Origin of the sequence: Zhengella mangrovi (genome assembly GCF_002727065.1) — a bacterium.
Lineage (GTDB): Bacteria > Pseudomonadota > Alphaproteobacteria > Rhizobiales > Rhizobiaceae > Zhengella > Zhengella mangrovi.
The window spans coordinates 164263-183861 of sequence record NZ_PDVP01000003.1 but is presented as its reverse complement, the minus strand read 5'-3'; the positions used below and the strand labels follow the sequence as shown (position 1 = coordinate 183861).

20 protein-coding genes and 1 pseudogene are annotated in these 19599 nt (G+C 63.8%); 12 read left to right on the top strand and 9 right to left on the bottom strand.

From position 1 onward, the window contains the following. The first annotated feature begins 2 nt into the window (after positions 1-2). From recN to CSC94_RS07715, 6 genes and pseudogenes are all read left to right on the top strand, one after another. Positions 3-1679: a DNA repair protein RecN gene (gene recN, locus CSC94_RS07735; protein ID WP_099305598.1), complete on the top strand. Its 1677-nt coding sequence runs from the start codon at positions 3-5 to the stop codon at positions 1677-1679. A 55-nt stretch (positions 1680-1734) separates the two neighbouring features. After that, a complete protein-coding gene (gene ligA / locus CSC94_RS07730) occupies positions 1735-3849 on the top strand; it encodes an NAD-dependent DNA ligase LigA (protein ID WP_099305596.1) in 2115 nt (704 codons plus the stop codon). Then, a pseudogene (locus CSC94_RS25315) lies at positions 3825-4142 on the top strand (TIGR02453 family protein); the annotation flags it as partial. The gene ligA and the pseudogene CSC94_RS25315, both read left to right, overlap by 25 nt. Further along, entirely contained in the window at positions 4105-4518 is a 414-nt protein-coding gene (locus tag CSC94_RS25310) for a DUF2461 family protein (RefSeq protein ID WP_483446967.1), read from the top strand. The pseudogene CSC94_RS25315 and the gene CSC94_RS25310, both read left to right, overlap by 38 nt. A gap of 83 nt (positions 4519-4601) precedes the next feature. Beyond that, positions 4602-5336: an AzlC family ABC transporter permease gene (locus tag CSC94_RS07720; RefSeq protein ID WP_099305594.1), complete on the top strand. Its 735-nt coding sequence runs from the start codon at positions 4602-4604 to the stop codon at positions 5334-5336. Continuing rightward, positions 5333-5629: an AzlD family protein gene (locus CSC94_RS07715; RefSeq protein WP_099305592.1), complete on the top strand. Its 297-nt coding sequence runs from the start codon at positions 5333-5335 to the stop codon at positions 5627-5629. The genes CSC94_RS07720 and CSC94_RS07715 overlap by 4 nt, the downstream gene beginning before the upstream one ends. Here CSC94_RS07715 and CSC94_RS07710 read toward each other — a convergent pair. Further along, on the bottom strand, positions 5610-7475 hold the full coding sequence (locus tag CSC94_RS07710; protein ID WP_099305976.1) for an aminopeptidase P family protein: 1866 nt from the start codon (positions 7473-7475) through the stop codon (positions 5610-5612). The genes CSC94_RS07715 and CSC94_RS07710 overlap by 20 nt on opposite strands. 247 nt (positions 7476-7722) lie before the next feature. Here CSC94_RS07710 and CSC94_RS07705 point away from each other — a divergent pair, with 247 nt between their 5' ends. Beyond that, positions 7723-7905, top strand: a complete 183-nt coding sequence (locus tag CSC94_RS07705; RefSeq protein ID WP_099305590.1) for a hypothetical protein — start codon at positions 7723-7725, stop codon at positions 7903-7905. 154 nt (positions 7906-8059) lie between these two features. On the opposite strand, the gene CSC94_RS07700 is transcribed toward CSC94_RS07705, so the two are convergent. From CSC94_RS07700 to CSC94_RS24595, 4 genes are all read right to left on the bottom strand, one after another. Further along, on the bottom strand, positions 8060-8932 hold the full coding sequence (locus CSC94_RS07700; protein WP_099305588.1) for a 50S ribosomal protein L11 methyltransferase: 873 nt from the start codon (positions 8930-8932) through the stop codon (positions 8060-8062). Then, complete coding sequence (locus CSC94_RS07695) at positions 8929-10788, bottom strand: cation:proton antiporter (RefSeq protein ID WP_099305586.1); 1860 nt, start codon at positions 10786-10788, stop codon at positions 8929-8931. Before CSC94_RS07695 ends, CSC94_RS07700 begins: the two co-directional genes overlap by 4 nt. A gap of 97 nt (positions 10789-10885) precedes the next feature. Then, positions 10886-11464: an SCO family protein gene (locus CSC94_RS07690; protein ID WP_099305975.1), complete on the bottom strand. Its 579-nt coding sequence runs from the start codon at positions 11462-11464 to the stop codon at positions 10886-10888. A 30-nt stretch (positions 11465-11494) separates the two neighbouring features. Continuing rightward, positions 11495-11656, bottom strand: a complete 162-nt coding sequence (locus tag CSC94_RS24595; protein ID WP_099305584.1) for a hypothetical protein — start codon at positions 11654-11656, stop codon at positions 11495-11497. A gap of 142 nt (positions 11657-11798) precedes the next feature. Between CSC94_RS24595 and CSC94_RS07680 the strand changes: the two genes are divergently transcribed. The 4 genes from CSC94_RS07680 (at position 11799) to CSC94_RS07665 (ending at position 14587) form a co-directional block, all read left to right on the top strand. Next, positions 11799-12290 carry a CreA family protein gene (locus tag CSC94_RS07680; protein ID WP_099305582.1) on the top strand — a complete coding sequence of 164 codons (492 nt, stop codon included), beginning with the start codon at positions 11799-11801 and terminating at the stop codon, positions 12288-12290. 55 nt (positions 12291-12345) lie between these two features. Further along, complete coding sequence (locus CSC94_RS07675) at positions 12346-12981, top strand: DapH/DapD/GlmU-related protein (protein ID WP_099305580.1); 636 nt, start codon at positions 12346-12348, stop codon at positions 12979-12981. A gap of 174 nt (positions 12982-13155) precedes the next feature. Continuing rightward, entirely contained in the window at positions 13156-13968 is an 813-nt protein-coding gene (locus tag CSC94_RS07670; RefSeq protein ID WP_342585945.1) for a DUF2189 domain-containing protein, read from the top strand. A gap of 112 nt (positions 13969-14080) precedes the next feature. Beyond that, entirely contained in the window at positions 14081-14587 is a 507-nt protein-coding gene (locus tag CSC94_RS07665; protein WP_165784361.1) for a cytochrome b, read from the top strand. Here the strand turns inward: CSC94_RS07665 and CSC94_RS07660 are convergent, their stop codons facing one another. The 4 genes from CSC94_RS07660 to CSC94_RS07645 all read right to left on the bottom strand — a co-directional run bounded on the left by CSC94_RS07660 (position 14588) and on the right by CSC94_RS07645 (position 18539). After that, positions 14588-15292 (bottom strand): alpha/beta fold hydrolase, encoded by a 705-nt coding sequence (locus CSC94_RS07660; protein WP_099305576.1) that lies wholly within the window; start codon positions 15290-15292, stop codon positions 14588-14590. After that, the gene (locus CSC94_RS07655; RefSeq protein ID WP_099305574.1) at positions 15292-16494 is read right to left on the bottom strand and encodes a BaiN/RdsA family NAD(P)/FAD-dependent oxidoreductase; all 1203 of its coding nucleotides are present in this window, start codon (positions 16492-16494) and stop codon (positions 15292-15294) included. The genes CSC94_RS07660 and CSC94_RS07655 overlap by 1 nt, the downstream gene beginning before the upstream one ends. 8 nt (positions 16495-16502) lie before the next feature. Next, positions 16503-16715, bottom strand: coding sequence for an alkylphosphonate utilization protein (locus CSC94_RS07650; protein ID WP_099305572.1), 213 nt, complete (start codon positions 16713-16715; stop codon positions 16503-16505). A 228-nt stretch (positions 16716-16943) separates the two neighbouring features. Next, positions 16944-18539: an isocitrate lyase gene (locus tag CSC94_RS07645; RefSeq protein ID WP_099305570.1), complete on the bottom strand. Its 1596-nt coding sequence runs from the start codon at positions 18537-18539 to the stop codon at positions 16944-16946. Positions 18540-18864: 325 nt separating this feature from the next. Here CSC94_RS07645 and CSC94_RS07640 point away from each other — a divergent pair, with 325 nt between their 5' ends. Beyond that, on the top strand, positions 18865-19599 hold the full coding sequence (locus CSC94_RS07640; RefSeq protein WP_099305568.1) for a glutamine amidotransferase: 735 nt from the start codon (positions 18865-18867) through the stop codon (positions 19597-19599).

Below are 19599 nucleotides of genomic sequence, written 5' to 3'. Positions count from 1 at the left end.
AGATGCTCTGCCATCTAGCGATCCGCGATATCGTCCTGATAGAAAGGCTCGACATCGAGTTTGCGAAGGGGCTTTCCGTTCTGACGGGTGAAACCGGAGCGGGAAAGTCCATCCTCCTCGATTCGCTGTCGCTTGCGCTCGGCGCGCGCGGCGATGCCTCGCTGGTTCGCCATGGTGCGAAACAGGGCCAGGTGACGGCCGTCTTCGACGTGCCTGCGAACCATCCCGCCCGGTTGATCCTGAAAGAGAACGATATCCCGGATGACGGCGATATCCTGCTTCGCCGGGTGCAGAACGCCGACGGGCGCACCCGCGTCTTTGTCAACGATCAGCCGGCCAGTGTCGCGCTGATGCGGCAGGTCGGGCTCGCGCTGGTCGAAATCCACGGCCAGCATGACGACCGGGCGCTGGTCGACCCGGCAGCCCACCGTGAACTGCTCGATGCCTTTGGCGGGCACGTTGGCGAGGCCATGGCCGTCGCGCAGGCGCATGGAGCGTGGCGCGAGGCAGAGACGGCCTTGAGAAAGCACCGCCAGAGGGTGGAGGACGCGGCGCGGGAAGCGGATTTCCTGCGGGCGTCGGTCGTGGAACTGGAGCAACTCGATCCGCAACCGGGCGAGGAGACCCTGCTTGCCGACGAGCGGGCCTCCATGATGCGGGCCGAGAAGATCGCGTCGGAGATCTCGGATGCACAAACAGTTCTTTCCGGCGATGGGTCGCCGATCCCGCAATTGTCATCGCTCTTGCGCCGGCTGGAACGGAAGTCGGCGGAGGTTCCGGGCATGCTGGACGAGGTGATCAAGTCGCTGGACGAGGCATTGATCTCGCTGGATGCGGCGGCCCAGGGAGTGGACGAAGCGCTGCGCGCCGCCGAGTACGATCCGCAGCGGCTAGAGGCGACCGAGGAGCGGCTGTTTGCGCTCCGTGCGGCCGGGCGCAAGTTCAATGTGCCGGTGGATGATCTCGCCGAATTGCGCGACAGCATGGCGGCGGATCTTGCCGATCTTGATGCCGGGGCCGAGCGACTGCCGCAACTGGAACAGGCTGCCCGCGACGCACTGGCTGGCTATGACACGCTCTCGGCCAGTCTTTCGGCCAAGCGGCACGGGGCGGCGGAAACGCTGGCCCGCGCGGTTATGGCCGAGCTTCCGTCGCTGAAGCTGGAGCGGGCTCAGTTCATCGTGCAGGTCGAGAGCGACCCGGAGAGCCGTGCCTCTGAGGGATGCGACACGGTGGAATTCTGGGTCCAGACCAACCCGGGAACCCGGCCCGGGCCAATGATGAAAGTGGCGTCGGGCGGTGAATTGTCACGTTTTCTCCTGGCCCTGAAAGTGGCGCTTGCGGACCGCGGCTCGGCCCCGACACTCGTCTTCGACGAGATCGACACGGGCGTTGGTGGAGCCGTGGCCGACGCCATCGGCCAGCGGCTGGCCCGGCTGGCGGACAAGGTGCAGGTCCTTTCCGTGACCCATGCGCCGCAAGTGGCCGCACGGGCATCGACCCACTACCTCATTGCCAAGGGCGGCGACAGCGATCGCGTGGCGACACGTATCTCGGTCATGGACAGCGATGAGCGCGCGGAGGAACTGGCGCGCATGCTGGCCGGTGCAACCATTACCGACGAAGCGCGGGCGGCTGCCGGGCGCCTGTTGGCGGAGAATGCGTCCGCCCGCTCTTGAGCGGCCGGAAAGATGGTCTACTGTTGCCGCCGATTCCACATGCGCGGCGGTTTCCATGTCCGACAAGTCCATCTCCATCGAGACGCTGAACGAAGCGCAAGCGAAGGCCGAACTGGAACGGCTGGCAGAAGAGATCGCGCATCATGACCGCCTCTATCACGCAGAGGACGCGCCGGAAATTTCCGACGCGGACTATGACGCGCTGCGCCGGCGCAATGCTGCCATCGAGGCCCGCTTTCCTCACCTCGTGCTCGCCGATTCGCCGTCGCTTCTGGTCGGGGCCGCCGTTTCGGAGAAATTCGACAAGGTCACGCACGCCGTGCCGATGCTGTCGCTCGACAACGCCTTCTCCGACGAGGACGTGCGCGATTTCGCCGCCCGCGTGCGCCGGTTCCTTCGGATGGAAGACGACGCCGAGCTGGCGTTGACGGCAGAGCCGAAGATCGACGGGCTGTCGCTGAACCTGCGCTACGAAGAAGGCCGGCTCGTCAGTGCTGCGACGCGGGGGGACGGGCAGACCGGCGAGAACGTCACCGTCAACGCGCGCACCATCGACGACATCCCGCAGCACCTTTCCGGTGACGTGCCGGCCGTTCTGGAGGTGCGTGGCGAAGTCTATATGGGACACAAGGATTTCCAGGCGCTCAATGCGCGCCAGGCCGAAAGCGGCGGCAAGACCTTTGCCAATCCGCGCAACGCGGCGGCCGGCTCGCTGCGCCAGCTCGACAGTTCGGTAACGGCGGCCCGGCCGTTGAAATTCTTCGCCTATGCCTGGGGCGAGATCAGTGCCATGCCGTTCGAGACCCAGATGGACATGGTCGGCTGGTTCGGGGATCTCGGTTTCTCCATCAACCCGCTGATGCAGCGCTTCATCTCGGTGGAGGCACTGATCGCCCACTATCACGCGATCGAGGAAGAGCGCGGTGAACTGGGCTATGACATCGACGGTGTCGTCTACAAGGTCGACCGGCTGGACCTGCAGAAGCGGCTCGGCTTCGTGTCGCGCAGTCCGCGCTGGGCAATCGCCCACAAGTTTCCCGCGGAAAAGGCGATGACGCCGCTCAAGGGGATCGATATCCAGGTGGGCCGTACGGGCGCCCTGACGCCGGTCGCCCGGCTTGAGCCGGTCACGGTCGGCGGCGTGGTGGTGACCAACGCGACGCTGCACAACGCGGAGGAGATCGAGCGCCTCGGCATCATGATCGGCGATACGGTCATCGTCCAGCGTGCCGGCGACGTCATCCCCCAGGTGCTGGGCTACGTGGCCGACAAGCGGCCCGAGGATGCCGAGGCTTTCGAATTCCCGACCGTCTGTCCGTGCGATCTGAAGACCCCCGTGATCCGGGAGGCCAACGCCAGTGGTGAAGAGGGGGTGGTGCGCCGGTGTTCCGGGGAATTTGCCTGCCCCTTCCAACGCAAGGAACACCTCAAGCTGTTCGTATCCCGCAAGGCCTTCGACATCGAGGGGCTGGGCGACAAGCAGATCGAGTATTTCTACGACGATCCCGACCTGCCGATCCGCACACCGGCCGATATTTTCACCCTTGCGAAAAGGGACATCGCCAACAGCCTGAAAAAGCTGAAGAACCGCGAGGGATATGGTGAGACATCGGCGCAGAAGCTGTTTGACGCGATCGAGGAACGGCGGACGATTGCGCTGGAACGCCTGATCTTCGCGCTCGGAATTCGCCATGTCGGGGAGACGACGGCGAAGACGCTTGCGCGCGCCTATGGCCAGTGGGGCGTCTTTGAAAAGGCGGCCCTGGCGATTGCCGGCGGGGATACACAGGCGGCCGAGGAGATGGATGCGCTGGACGATATCGGGCCGGCTGTCGTCGAGGCCGTCGCGCGCTATTTCTCCGAGGCGCACAACCGGGCCATGGTGGACGAGCTGGTCGCGGAACTGACCGTGCTCGAAGCCGAGAAGCCGAAGGGCGACAGCCCTGTTTCGGGCAAGACCATCGTGTTCACCGGATCGCTGGAACGCATGAGCCGGGACGAAGCCAAGGCCATGGCGGAAAACCTCGGGGCCAAGGTTGCCGGCTCCGTTTCCAAGAAGACCGATCTCGTGGTGGCCGGCCCCGGTGCCGGATCGAAACTCAAGAAGGCCACGGACCTCGGCGTGGAGGTCATCACGGAAGACGAATGGTTCGAGAGGGTCGGCGCATGAGTGTCTTCAACGGCTTCGGTGACAAGGCACTACCGTTTCTCAAGGCCCTGGACTTTCACCAGGACCGGGACTGGTTCAAGGAGAACCGGGACCTCTACGAAAGCGAGTTGAACGGGCCGCGCGGCGACCTGATCGAGGAACTGACATCCCGGTTTGCGAAAGCCGGACTGCCGTTTCGCGGCGACCGGAAGAAATCGGTGTTCCGTATCTATCGCGATATCCGTTTTTCCAAGGACAAGAGGCCGTTCAACCGGCATGTTTTCGATCATTCTCACGCCGGACGGCACGAAGCGCTCGGACGGCTGTTTCTACCTGCATGTCGGGCTCGAAGGCTGTTTCATGGGCGTGGCCTTCTATTCGCCTGCGCCGGACGCCCTGAAGCGCATGCGCCATTCCATCGTCGAGTGGCCCGAGCGCTACCGGTCGATGATCGGGGACCTGGCCGCCAACGGGCTGGCGCTCGACACCAGCGATGCCCTGAAACGGCTGCCGCGCGGCTTCGAATCCGTGACGGAGGAGGACCTGTCGCTCGGCGTGCGCAACCGGCATTTCATCACGCGCCAGACGATTGACCCGGAGCGGATCACGTCGCCGAACCTTGCCGACGATTGCGTGGATTTCGCCACAAGGGCCCGGCCGCTGTTCGACTGGGGCATCGGCGCCATCTGAACCGGCTCATCAGTGCTGCTTGCGGCTCGCATCAGAACTATTGTCGTGACAGGTCAGCAGGACTGACATATCGTCCGCCGGCCATGCACAAACCGCCCGACATTCGCCCGCCCCGCTCGGAAATCATCGAGGGGCTCAAAGCCAGCATTCCCGTGGTGCTGTCGTCGATGCCGTTCGGCCTGCTGTTCGGTGCGATCGCGGTCAAGCACGGGTTCACGACCTTTGAAGCGGTGTTCATGAGCGCCACCATCTTCGCCGGTGCCAGCCAGATGGTGGGGCTGGAACTGTTCGGAACGACGGTTGCGCCTTGGTTGATCGTGCTGTCGATCTTCGCGGTGAATTTCCGCCACGTTCTCTATTCCGCCGCGGTGGGCCGGATCTTCCGGCCCTGGGGCACCGCCCGGATGGCGCTCGCCTTTTTCCTTCTGGTCGATCCCCAGTTTGCCGAGACCGAGCGGCGGCGCGAGCACGGTCTGCGCGTGACATGGCGCTGGTATGCAGCCATGGCGCTGCCAATTTACGCCTTCTGGATTGCCGACACGTGGGTCGGGGCCAGTTTCGGCAACCTGATCAGCGACCCGCATGCGCTGGGGCTCGACTTCGTTCTGCCGATCTATTTTCTCATCATGGTCATGGGCTTCCGTCAGCGTAAAAGCTTCATTCCGGTCGTCGTCTCGAGCGGACTCGCTTCCGTCATTGCCGAGCACGTCGTGGGGTCGCCCTGGCATGTCTCTCTCGGCGCCGCAGTTGGAATCGCCGTGGCCATGGCTATGCCGATTCCCAAGGAGGACGCCAGTCCCGCCGGAGGCATCGAATGACGTCCATCTTCTGGATCACGATTGCCGGTGCCCTGGCGACCTATGCGACGCGCGCCGGCGGGTACCTGATCCTGTCACGGTTCGAGCGGATTCCGCGGCGTGTCGACCGTGCACTGAACGCGGTTCCGGCTGCCGTGCTGACCACTCTCGTTGCGCCGTCCTTCCTGAAGGGCGACTGGCGCGAGGCGCTGACGCTTGTGCTGGTTGGCGCCGCGGTGACCCGTCTGCCCGGGGTGGCGGTCTTCGCTGGCGGCTGGGCGCTGATCGTGGGTCTCAGGCAGTTGGGCGGCTAGCCGGCCGGTCCAGCGGCGCGCAGGCGGTTTTCAGCCAGGCCTGATCCGGGCCCTCCAGGGCCGGTCCGAGATCCTGCTCCACCCGCGCATGGTAGGCATCAAGCCAGTCGACCTCCTCGCGGGTCAGCATGGATGAAACGATCAGGCGGCGGTCGAAAGGGCACAGTGTCAGCGTTTCGAAACCATGCATCGGGATATCGCCACCCGGAACATGCTGCAGGGGCGTGACTGCGATCAGGTTCTCAAGCCGTATGCCGTAGTGACCCGGCTTGTAGTAGCCGGGCTCGTTGGACAGGATCATTCCCTCCTTGAGGGGCTGGATGCCTGACTTGGCAATGCGCTGCGGCCCTTCGTGCACGGCCAGGTAGGATCCGACGCCGTGCCCGGTCCCATGGGCAAAGTCGATCCCCGCCTTCCAGTGGGCCGCCCGTGCAAGCGGGTCGATGTCGCAGCCGCGGGTGCCGGCGGGGAAGCGGATCGTCGAGACCGAGATGAGGCCCTTCAGCACGATGGTGTAGCGTTCGCGCATTTCCCCGGTCGGCTCGCCAACAGGAACCGTGCGGGTGATGTCCGTGGTTCCGTCCTCATACTGGCCGCCGGAATCGACGAGGTAGAGCTCTCCCTGGACGAGGGTACGGCTGGTCTGATTGGTAACCCGGTAATGCATGATCGAGCCGTTGGGACCGGCGCCGGAAATGGTATCGAAGGAAATGTCCTTCAGCGGCATCTGGGCTTCGGTTCCCGCCTGTGCGCGGGCACTCTCCAGAGCCGTCACCGCGCTGGTCTCTGTAACGGTTCCCGGTTCCTGCCGGTCCAGCCAGGCCAGGAAACGGGCCATGGCGACACCGTCCCGGTGATGCGCGGCACGGCTTCCCTGGAGTTCCGTTGCATTCTTGCAGGCGCGCGGAAGGCGGGCCGGGTCCGGCATGGCGACACACTGGCCGCCATTGCCGGTGACGAGCAGCCGCAGCTTTTCAGCGGCCAGTTGCGGGTCGAGGCCGATTGCCTTGCCTTCTTTCGCCAGGGCGACAACGGCGTCATCCAGTTCGGACGGCGGGCGGATGTCGCAAAGCTGCGTGAGATAGGCCTCGACGGTCCGGCTCATCTTGCGCTTGTCCATGAAGAGCTGGTGGTTGCCCCGGGCCGATACGATGCCAAAGCCGAGCGCCAGCGGCGTGTGCGGCACATCCGATCCGCGAATGTTGAACATCCATGCCAACGAGGACGGATCGGTAATGACGCATTCGTCGGCTCGTGCCGCCGCCACCTCGGCCGCAAGTCCGGCCAGCTTGTCACGGGCGAGAACGCCCGCTCTTTCCAGCGGATGGATGACGACCGGTTCAAGAGGCGGGGCAGGCCGGTCCGTCCGGACGGCATCGACGGGGTTGCGATCCAGCATGACCAGTTCGCCGCCGGCCTTCTCGATGGCCTGTCGCAGGCGATCGGCTTCGCCGATGGTATGCAGCCAGGGGTCGATACCGAGGCGGGCACCTTTCGGCCAGTTGGCTTCGATCCATGATGCCGGAGGATTGGCCACCAGGTCCTCGTAGCCAAAGATCGCTGCATCGGTCTGCAGGCGTACCTGTTCGGTATATCGCCCGTCGACAAAGATGAGCGCCTTCTCCGCCATGGCCAGCGCCACGCCGGCAGAACCGGTGAACCCCGTCAGCCATGAAAGCCGTTCCGCGTAAGGCGCGACGTATTCGCCCTGGTGTTCGTCGGAGCGGGGCACGAGGACGCCATCGATCTTCCATTCGGTGAGAATTGCGCGGAGACGCTGCATCCTCGGCGCGGACTGGCCGGCATCGGAAGCTGATTCGAATGACTGGAAATGCGGTCCGTGCATGTTGGAAGGTCCCCTCGGCTTTGCCTTGGCGCTACGAATGGTGAAGCCGGCGGGACGGTAGCCAAGCCCATGCACGCTGTCCATGGGCGCCTGTCCGATCCTTCGGATGGTGCGTTGCGAAATGGTTATTTCGCACATGCACAATACGCAAGGGTGCCATGCAGCATTGTCTCTGGTTGCATGGCCTGGACGTGCCTATCTTCAACTCAACAAGAGTTCAGCAGTCCAAGACAAAGAGGACAGACAAATGCCGACCAAGTCTCGCGGTTTTCTTCGCAATGCCTACGACGCCATGGTGGAAGCCCGCCAGCGCCAGGCCAACCAGTATGTCAACGGCGCCCTCCTGATGCTCGATGACGAGACGCTGAAGGCTCGCGGCTATTCCCGCTCGGACCTGCGCCGCAAGGGCTACTCCGCCTCCTATCTCTGATCGGGCTTCCCCGATCGAGTGAAAAAAAGCGGCCTTCAACGGCCGCTTTTTTCATGTCAGGCATGGGGTCTGGTGCACGCGCCGGGCATTGACCGACGCCAGGGCGGAGAATCGGCTTTCGGTCCCGTCTCCCTGACCCCGCTTGTGACTTTCCCTACCGCTTGAGATGGATCGTCACCCATCCTTCGCGCCAGATCGTGCGCGCGTGGGCAAAGCCCTGGCCGCGGTAGGCTGCGATAACGGCCCGGCGCTGCCCGGCGAGGATGCCCGACAGGATCACGGACCCGCCTGGCGCAAGATGATTGGCCATCTCCGGCGCCAGTTTCATCAGGGGCCGGGCGAGGATGTTGGCGACGATCAGGTCGAACGGCTTCGACTCGATGAGTGCGCGATTTCGAAAACCGGTCGCGGTGACGCAGGTGACGAGGCGCTCGGCGCCATTGAGCCGAACATTGCTCCTCGCGACATCGACGGCCACGGGATCGATATCCGTGGCGAGGACCGGGATGCGGCCCCGCTTGGCCAGGGCAATGGCCAGGACGGCCGACCCGGTGCCCAGATCCAGCGCGTTGAGCGGGCGTTCCCGCTGCACGATCCGGTCGATCATTTCAAGGCAGCCGGCCGTCGTGCCGTGATGGCCGGTGCCGAAGGCCTGGCCGGCCTCGATCTCGATGGCGATGTCGCCGGTGCGCACCTTGTCGCGATCGTGGCCGCCATGGACGAGAAAGCGCCCCGCACGCACCGGCGCCAGACCTTCGAGCGACTTGCTGACCCAGTCAATGTCGGGGACGGTTTCGGCCTGCAACTGGCCGCCGATGCCCAGATCCCGCATCACCGCCGCTATCGCCTCGTCGATGCCGGCGAAGCTGTCCTCGGCGTAGACCGAGACCTCGAAGAGTTCCGCCGCTTCGTTCACCTCGAGGACCGCGATGGGAAAGGCTTCGTCCTCGAACTGGAACTCGAGGCGATCACTGGCTGCGTAAGCCGGTTTCTTTTGGGCTGTGAAGTGGTAGCGGATCTGGCTCACGTTCGGATATCCGGTTGCGGTTCCTTCTCGTCCTGCCTGGATCGGGTGGACCTTGCCTGGCCATCGGCCTTGGGCGGAGCGAAGGAAAGAATGACGGTTTCGGCCTGCGGCACGACATCCTTGCCGGTGGTCGATGCGAAGACCAACTGGCCCGATGGCTTGCGCCACAGGATCATGCGCGTGCCTTCTGCCCGGGTTTCCAGATATTTGTCAAAGGTAAACTCCTCCGACAGGCGCGTGGCCTGGATTCCCCAGCCGCGAGCGATGTTGACCTGGAAATCGAACCAGCCCAGGGCCGGCTCGCGGGTGAGGGGGCGTCCGCCCAGCGTGAAATTGAGCGCAAGCCGCTCCGAGCGTTCCTTCGCGCTGCCAATCTGGAAGACATGGCTGCGCCCGACTTCCGGCCCCAGGTCGGTGCAGACCAAGGTGTTGTAGGCGTCGTTGGGTGTTGCGGCAATCACGTTCTGGTAGCGGTTCAGGGCGAGCGAGTGATGCGCATCCTCCGACAGCACCTCTCCGAAATAGACCGGAATATCGGACAGGCGGGCTTCACGGATGCGTTCCCACTCCGTGTCGGCGATGAGCACCGGTACATTCAGTTCCTTCAGCTTGCGGGCGAGGCTCGTTGCAAAGCCCGAGCCGCCGACGATGAGTACACCGGGGCTTTCGGCAGAGCGAAGGCCCAAGGTGCTGGCCAGCGGCGAGAGGGTGAAGCCGTGCGCAACGATCGTCGTGACGACGACTGCGAAGGCGAAGGCCACCATGAGCGACGCGTCTTCCACGCCGTTGTCCGCCAGCGCGGCGCCGAACAGTCCGGAGACCGCGACGGCAACGATGCCGCGCGGGGCAATCCAGGCAACAAGCAATCTCTCCCGCCAGGTGAGCTTCGTGCCAAAGGTGGCAAGGAAAACGGCAGCCGGGCGAATCACGAACATGACGAGGCCGACGAAGGCAGCGGCGCGCCAGTCCAGTGCCCGGATCGCGTCGACGTCGAGCGCGGCGGTCAGAAGCACGAAGAGGGCCGATACGAGGAGAACCGTCACGGTTTCCTTGAACCGGCGCATTTCCGTCAGGCTGGCGATGCGGGTGTTGGCCAGGGTGATGCCCATCACCGTGACGGTAAGCAGCCCTGCTTCCTCGAGGATCAGGTTGGTAGCCACGAATGCAATCAGGACAGCGGCGAAGAGAATGGGCGCCTTCAGGTATTCCGGCACCAGACCGCGAATGAAGGTCCAGGCGATGAACCGGCCGACGATGATGCCGCCGGCAACTGCGGCGACAAAAGCCGTGATGACTGACACGATGAGCGTGTTGGCCTGGTGCGAGCCATGCAGTACGAGGAAGATTTCGAAGGCCACGACGGCGAACAGGGCGCCGATCGCGTCGTTGACGATGGCCTCCCAGCGAAGCAGCGAGGCCGGTCGTTGCGTCAGGCGCGCCTGGCGCAGCAGCGGCATGATCACCGTGGGACCGGTGACGACGAGGATGGCGCCGAGCACGGTCGCAGTCGGCCATGACAGTCCGCCGACATAGTGGGCCGCCAGAGCGGTCATCGTCCAGATCAGGGGACCACCGAGCAGGATCAGGCGGCGGACGGCTGTCGACGTCTCGGAGATTTCCTTGAAATTGAGCGTCAGTCCGCCTTCGAACAGGATGATGGCAACGGCGAGGGAAACCGCGGGACGGTAGATGTCACCGAAATCGCGGGCAGGATCGATGAAACCGGTCACCGGGCCCACCAGCGCGCCAGCCACCAGCAGGAGGACGATCGCGGGTATCTTCATGCGCCAGGCCAGCCACTGGGCACCGATCCCTGCCGCCGCCAGGCTCGCCATCTTCAGGCCGACCACATCCATTGTCGTTCCCCATCATGAACACGGCCGGGAGGACCAGCGTCCTGCCGTCACTCTACCGGGCTTGCGCGCGCGGTCAACGCGACAGCCGCCGCAGGGTTCAGCCCGCCGCCAGCCGGCGAAGCTTGGCCATGGCGGTGTCGGGATTCTCGCCATAGGCGATCGTGCCCTCGAAGCCGCCGTTGGCGTTCAGCAGCAGGACAGAGGCGGTGTGGTCCATTGTGTAGTCCTTGCCGTCGTCCGTCGGCACCTTCTTGGCGTAGATCTTGTAGTCCTTGATCACCTTGGCGATTTCCGCCGGATCGCCGGAAATGCCGACAACGCGGTCGGTGACATTGGTGATGTAGTCCTTGAGCATTTCCGGCGAATCGCGTTCGGGATCGACGGTGAAGAAGAATGCCTTGATGTTCCGGCCTTCCGGGCCCAGCTTGGATAGCCAGCCGTTGAGCTCGTAAAGGGTCGTCGGGCAGACCTCCGGGCAGTGGGTAAAGCCGAAATAGATCGCCACGGGCTGACCCCGCAGCGCCTTCTCCGTGATCTCGTTGCCGTACATGTCGGTGAGGGTGAAGGGGCCGCCGAACGTGCCACCGTTCTGGTTCACCGTTCGATAGGCCGTGTAGCCGAGTACACCTGTCGCAAGCACCACGGCCGCAAGGATCGCGTAGAGAACGCCGCGCATCATGTTGTTTTCTTTCCGCTTTCGAGAAGTCTACATGCAGAGTGAGAGGCCTGCTTCCGCCAGCGCCAGGAACAAGGCTGCGCCATGGTCCAGCCAGCCGGCGAAGGCCAGCCCGATTACCCCTGCGACGAGTGCGAGACCGGCCGTTGCAAGGATATAGACCGACAGCTTGTGATGTCCGACCTCGTTCATGCCGCTCTTATAGCGCTCCGGAGCTGGCGCGGCAAAGGGCGAAGCGCCGCATGTGGAACTCGGCGGGCAGGTTACCCATATTGGCTTTCGGAACGGGCAGCCTACCCGCCTGGCCTGCCACTCTGCCGAAAGGAAACGACCCATGATCAAACTCGCCAAAGTCCTTGCAGCAGGCTGCCTGGTGGCCGCCGCATCGGCTCTGCCCTTGCGCGCCGAACAGGTTGGCGAAGTCGGCGTGGACTGGCTTGGCAATGACATCATCATCGAAGCGATCACCGACCCGCAGGTGCAAGGGGTGACCTGTCACGTGGCCTATTTCGACCGCGGCATCATCGACCGCCTGCAGAAGGGCAACTGGTTCGAAGATCCATCCAATTCCTCCATCGCCTGCCGCCAGACCGGGCCGATCTCGATCGGCAAGATCGACCTCGGCGAGGATGGCGAGGAGGTGTTCAAGCAGCGCCAGTCGCTGATCTGGAAACAGCTCGTGGTGAAGCGGATCTACGACAAGGCGCACGACACGCTGATCTACCTTGCGCATTCCCGGCAGGTGCAGGACGGGTCGGCAAAAATGTCGATCTCGACGGTGCCGCTGTACGGCCAGGACGTTGCCTGGAGCGAGGGCAAGCCCTGACCGGAACCGGCAAGGCGGCTTGCCGCGCCTGTGTCGTCAACGTAAATCTGGCACCATGACACGCGACGACGATGGACCGCTCCGGTTTCGCGACAGCGAACCCAGGATACACCCGACCGCCAACATGAAAGGCTGCCGGCTGGCGCGTCATTGCGTGATCGGGGAACGGGTTGTCCTGCGCGATGTCACGCTCGGCGCCTATTCCTACTTCGAACGGCATGGCGAAGCCGCCTATGCGACAATCGGCGCCTTCTGCTCGATCGCCGCCAATACGCGGATCAACGCGCTGGAACACCCGACGGAGCGCGTGACGAGCCACAAGGTCAGCTATCGTCCCAACGAGTACTTCCGTTTCCTTCCCGTCGACCAGGCCTTCCGCCAGCGGCGCATGGATCGGCCGGTGGCGATCGGGCACGATGTCTGGATCGGCCATGGCGCGGTGATCATGCCCGGTTTGACCGTGGGGACGGGCGCCGTGATCGGGGCCAACAGCGTCGTGACACGGGATGTCGATCCCTACACGATTGTCGCGGGTGTGCCGGCACGAATCATCCGGCGGCGTTTCGAGCAACCTGTCTGCGATGCCCTGATGGCCCTTGCTTGGTGGGACTGGCCCGATGAGAAGCTGTTCCAGGCCATTCCGGACATGCAGTCGATGCAACCGATGGAATTCGTGGAAAAATGGTCCTAAACCACTGATTTAGTCCTGCCAGCTGCGGCCCGGGGCGCTCTGCCTTGCTGCACTGCGGAATTGATTCTTTCAGATACATCTTGCAACCATGCCCGGGAGTGCCTTCAATTCCACGGAGTTAACGCGCGGAGGGACCCTTTCAGTGAAGGGGGCGCGGACAATGGGAGGCATGTCATGGCCATGGCGCAACCGGATCACAACAAAGCCACTTCACCTGCCGTACCGGCGATGCCGGAGGTGAACGTCATCACGGTTGCCGATCTGAAGGCCGTGCTTCGACAGGGGGCGGCCGATTTTGCCCGCGCGCCGCTTTACGGGCTCTTCTTCGGCGGCGTGTTCGCGCTGGCCGGGGTGGTGATCGTGCTGGCCATCACGCGCTGGTCGATGCCCTGGCTGATCTATCCCTTTGCCATCGGCTTTCCCCTGATCGGACCGTTCGCAGCCGTCGGGCTCTACGAGGTCAGCCGGCGGCTGGAAAAAGGTGAGCCCTTGTCCTGGAGCGCGGTCCTCGGGTTCGTTTGGCAGCAAAGGTTTCGCGAACTGTCCTGGATGGCATTTGTCATGCTGTTCATCTTCTGGATCTGGATGTACCAGGTGCGGCTGCTGATTGCCCTGGTGCTCGGCCGCATGTCCTTCTCGACACTGGACCGCTTCCTGGAGATCGTCTTCACCACGCCGACGGGATGGCTCTTCCTCGCCATCGGGCATGTCATCGGCGCGGTTCTGGCGCTGATCCTGTTCAGCATCACGGTGATCTCGGTCCCGCTGCTGATGGAGCGCGAACTGGATATCGTCACGGCGATGATCACCTCCTTCAAGGCGGTGCTCGCCAATCCTCCGGTCATGCTCGGCTGGGGCGTTGTGGTGACGCTGGCCGTGATTCTCGGCTCGCTGCCGGTGTTTCTCGGCCTGCTGGTCGTTCTGCCTGTGCTTGGCCATGCCACCTGGCATCTCTACAAGCGGGCGGTCAAACCGATCGCTGCATGAGTGTTCTCGCCACCGCCTGCGCCGGGCGGTGGAATTCCGGAAATATCCGTTTGTATGCATTCCAATTTTCCCGATAAACTTGCATGACAATGTCAAGGCAGGGAGAGTCCTCATGGCACTTTTGCAGCGGTCCGGTTATTCGCTCACGCAGATCGCGCTTCACTGGGTGGTCGCGCTCATCATTATCGTGCAGATCATCTTTCACGAGGGGATGGTGGCGGCCTGGCGGGCATTCCGTCGCAATGAAACCGTCGATTCCACGACAGCGCTGATGGCCCAGGCGCATGTCTGGTTCGGTGTCGCTGTCGGGGTCTTCGCGCTCTGGCGCCTGTGGCTGCGGTTCACGCGCGGTGCCCCGCAGGCGCCCGCGAATGAGCCGGCGGCGCTGCGCTTCACCGCGGGCGCTACCCACGTCCTTCTCTACCTGCTGATGCTGGCCATGCCGCTTACCGGCGTTGTCGCCTGGTTCGGAGGTATCAACGATGCCGGCGAGGTGCATGAAATCCTGCGGATCCCGCTGATCGCGCTCGTCCTGCTGCATGTTGGGGGCGCCCTGGCGCACCGGTTCTATTTCAAATCCGGCGTGATGGAGCGTATGGTCCGGCCCGAACGGGCCTGATCAGGCGGCCAGGCAGCGCCCGATCCATTTTTCCAGAGCGACCGCCACCGTTTCCGGTTGCTCGGCGATAGTGAAATGCCCGGCCTCTTCAAAGGTGATGCACTCGGCGTCCTTCATTTGTGCGGCCATGGCCTCGTGGTCTGCGGGCGGGCTCCACCGGTCGTGGCTGCCGGTTGCCGCCAGTGCCGGACAGGTGATGGTCGGCAGAACGGGCCCGGCATCCGGACGCGATAGCAACGCCTTGATCTGGCGCTCGTGGATTTCGGGCGTCATGCGTTCGACCATGGCTGTCAGCGTACCCATCAAGGCCAGGTCGGCATGGCGCGCCGGGTGGACGAACGGCGGCAGCCAGTCCTTGGCCAGCGCATGCATTCCTTCTTCATGCGCCAGCGCGACGCGGCGGGCGCGCAATTTCTCCTCGCCCTCCTTGTAGGCCGTTGTTCCCGTATCCAGGGCCGCGAGGCCCGCGATGCGGCCCGGCGCCTGGCGCCACATCTCGAAAGCGACCCGGCCTCCCAGGGAATGACCGGCGACGAGGACAGGACCGGCAACACGGGCAAGAATGCTCGCGGCCATGTCCGGAATGCTTTCCTGCGTGGTGATGTCGGCCATGACCACGGGAAGCCGCCGCGCAAGGCGCCCGGGAATTGTCGACCAGCTGGCATGGTCGCACAGCAGGCCGGGAACCAGAACCAGTGTTGTCATCACGCTGTCCTCCTTGTCGCCAGGGCATTGGCTGCGGCAACCGCGGATGCCCAGGCCCATTGGAAATTGTAGCCGCCAAGCCATCCCGTGACATCGACGCCCTCGCCGATGAAGTACAGCCCGGGCAGATGTTTCGTTGCCATGGACTTCGACGACAGGAAGTCCGTGGACACGCCGCCGGACGTCACCTCGGCCTTGGCGAAGCCCTCGGTGCCGTTGGGGTGAAAGGCCCAGGATGCGAGCCGCGATTCGATCTGCGAAAGGCGTTTGTCCGGCATGTCTGCCAGGTTGCCGGGCTGATCGATCTTTTCCGACAGTGCCGCGGCAAGGCGATCGGGGAGGCGGGCGGCCAGGGCGGTCTTGACCTGCGCCCTGGGGTGTTCCCTTTTTGCCTGTCGCAGCCAGTCGGGCGGCGCGCCAGGCAGGAAGTCGACGGCAATGGCCTCGCCAGGCTTCCAGTAGGACGAGACCTGGAGGATGGCCGGGCCGGAGAGGCCCTTGTGGGTGAAAAGGGCCGCTTCGCGGAAGCGGGCTTTGCCCGCGGTGGCGATGACCTCGGTGGCGATGCCGGACAGTTCGCGGAACAGGAGGTCGGCCGGCGGGAGCGTGAGTGGAACGAGGGCCGGACGCGGCACAACCACCTTGCAGCCGAACTGACGGGCGATATCGTAGGCAAGACCGGTCGCGCCCAGTTTCGGAATCGAGGGGCCTCCGGTCGCAATCACCAGCGCGGGCGCCGACAGCATGGCGCTATCGCGGGCGAGGTGAAACAGGGCACCATCGTGGCGGATATCCGAAACGGCATGTCCAAGCAGCAGCTCGACCTTTTCGGCAGGGCATTCGCTCAGGAGCATGTCGACGACCTGGCGTGCCGAGCCGTCGCAAAAGAGCTGTCCGAGAGTCTTTTCGTGCCACGCAATCCCGTGGCGCTCGATCAGCGCAATGAAATCTGCCGGGCGATAGCGGCCAAGGGCCGACTTGGCAAAGTGGGGGTTCGCCGAATGGAAGTTGGCCGCGGAAACGCTGCGATTGGTGAAGTTGCAGCGACCGCCGCCGGAAATCAGGATCTTTTTCCCGGGGGCCTCCGCATGGTCGATGAGTGCGACCTGCAGGCCGGCCTGTCCGGCCCGGCCGGCGCACATCAGCCCGGCGGCGCCCGCACCGAGGACGATCACATCGTGGCTGGGGCGCGGGGCGTGCATGCGAAGGCTCAGGCCTTCTTCACGAATTCCGTACGCAGCATCAGGCCCTTGACCTGCTTGGAGCGGACCTCGATCAGTTCCGGATCATCGGAAAGATGAATGCCCTTGAAGACGGTTCCGCGCTTGACGACCGAAGACGAGCCCTTGACCTTCAGGTCCTTGATAACGGAAACGCTGTCGCCTTCCGCCAGAAGCGCGCCGTTGGAATCATTCACGTCCATGTCTGCCGGTCTCCTGTTGTATCCGCACGCTGCTCTAGCCGCATTCCGTCCAAAAGGCGAGGGGGCACGACGTGCGCATCGTGACCGGGGCCATGGTGGCACGACGGCAAACCCGGCGGCCGCGCGCCAACGGCCATGCAGAAAGGGCGGGCTCCTGCGAGCCCGCCCTTCTTGCTCCTCCCGGAACCGGTCGGCGATGGAGCGGCCAACCGGTTCCCGACGCCACCGTCAGGCGGCGAACTGGTTCATCGTGTTTTCCTTGCCGCCGGCCTTGAGGGCCGCGTCACCAGCGAAGTATTCCTTGTGGTCGTCGCCGATGTCGGAACCAGCCATGTTCTGGTGCTTGACGCAGGCGATGCCCTGGCGGATTTCCTCGCGCTGGACGTTGAGGACGTAACCCAGCATGCCCTCGTCGCCGAAGTAGCGCTTGGCAAGGTTGTCCGTCGACAGCGCCGCCGTGTGGTAGGTCGGCAGGGTGATGAGGTGATGGAAGATGCCGGCTTCGCGGGCCGCGTCGGCCTGGAAGGTGCGGATCTTCTCGTCGGCTTCGGCCGCCAGATCGGTGGCATCGTAGTCGATGCTCATCAGCCTTGCGCGATCGTAGGCCGAGACGTCCTTGCCGGCTTCCTTCCAGGCATCAAACACCTGCTGGCGGAAGTTCAGCGTCCAGTTGAAGGACGGAGAATTGTTGTAGACCAGCTTGGCATTCGGAACGACCTCGCGGATGCGGTTCATCATGCCGCCGATCTGGCCGATGTGCGGCTTCTCGGTCTCGATCCAGATCAGGTCGGCGCCGTTCTGGAGCGAAGTGATGCTGTCGAGCACGCAACGGTCCTCGCCGGTTCCGGGGCGGAACTGGAACAGGTTGGAGGGCAGGCGCTTGGGACGCATCAGCTTGCCGTCACGCTTGATGACGACGTCCGACGGCTTCAGGTCATCGACGGCGACTTCCTCGCAATCCAGGAAGGCATTGTACTGGTCGCCCAGGTCGCCCGGCTCGTTGGAATAGGCGATCTGCTTGGTCAGGCCGGCACCGAGCGAGTCGGTCCGGGTAACTATGACGCCGTCCTCGACGCCCAGTTCCAGGAAGGCGTAGCGGCAGGCGCGCACCTTCTGCAGGAAATCCTCGTGCGGAACCGTGACCTTGCCGTCCTGGTGGCCGCACTGCTTCTCGTCGGAGACCTGGTTCTCGATCTGCAGGGCGCAGGCGCCGGCCTCGATCATCTTCTTGGCCAGGAGGTAGGTCGCCTCGGCATTGCCGAAACCGGCGTCGATGTCGGCGATGATCGGAACGATATGCGTTTCGTGGTTGTCGATCTTGTGCTGGATTTCGGCGGCCTTGTTGGTGTCGCCGGCTTCGCGGGCGGCATCGAGATCACGGAACAGCATGTTCAGTTCGCGGGCGTCGGCCTGGCGAAGGAAGGTGTAGAGCTCCTCGATCAGGGCCGGCACGGACGTCTTCTCGTGCATGGACTGGTCGGGCAGCGGGCCGAATTCCGAGCGAAGCGCGGCGACCATCCAGCCGGACAGGTAGAGGTAGCGGCTCTTGGTGGTGCCGAAATGCTTCTTGATGGAGATCATCTTCTGCTGGCCGATAAAGCCGTGCCAGCAGCCCAGCGACTGGGTGTAGTTGGCCGGGTCGGCATCGTAGGCGGCCATGTCCTGGCGCATGATCTTTGCCGTGTAGCGGGCAATGTCGAGGCCGGTCTTGAAGCGGTTCATCGCCTGCATGCGGGCCACGGATTCCGGATCGATCGCGTTCCAGGTGCCATTCTTTGCGCCGATGAGCGCGCGGGCCTTATCGATGTCCTGCGAGTACGACATTGCAGATGTCCTTTTTTCTCTCTGCCAATCTGGTCAAGTTGTAAAACCCTGTCACGATCATGTTGCGATGCCGGGATGGCAAACAACCGATGTAGCCGTGCGGGCCTTTCACGGATTGAAATGCCTCAGGACACGGGATTTGTCACGGAAACTCAGGGTGCAATGCACCAAATTCGTGTCAGCCTGTGTTAATATCTGTCAAATTTCGCTGTCAATCTGTCATGAAATTTACATGGACGGATGACCTGCAACGGCGTGCCGATTTGCAATCGGCAGCGTCTTGCCGCATAGGGCAGGCGTGTGCATCCGAGGCTTGCGTTCTTCCATGAAACGTTTTCTCATCATCCAGTTGCGTCCCGAGGCAGAAGCCTCCGACAACGAATTCGAGGCCTTCGTCGAGAAAGGCGGACTTGCCGCGGACCGGGTTCACCGCGTGCGCCTGGAGCGCGAGGACCTGCCATCCGGCCTCGACCTTTCCGGCTATGCCGGCGTGATCGTGGGCGGCGGCCCGGGATGCGTTTCCGATCCGCGTGCCGGCAAGCCGGAAATGGAATGCCGGATCGAGGACGAGGTCATGAGCCTGATGCCCGAGATCACCGCGCGTGACATCCCGTTTCTCGGTTGCTGCTATGGCATCGGCATCCTGGCGCATCACCTCGGCGGCACTGTTTCCAAGGAGCGTTTCGGGGAACCGGTGGGGGTGACACGTGCACGGCTGACGGAGGAGGGGCGCAGCGACCCGCTGCTGGCCGGCGTGCCCGGGGAGTTCGATGCCTACGTGGGCCACAAGGAAGCTGTTCAGGCGCTACCGCCTGACTGCGCGCACCTGCTCTCCGGCCCCGATTGCCCGTTTCAGATGATCCGCCATGGCCGCAACGTCTACGCGACCCAGTTCCATCCTGAAGCCGATGGCGACGTCTTCGCGCTCAGGATCCGCATCTATCGCGACAAGGGCTATTTCGACCCGGCCGATGCCGAGGCGCTGACGGTCAATGCCCGAAAGGGCGACGGGCGGGCCAGTGCGCGCATCCTGAGGAATTTCGTCGAACGCTACGGGTGA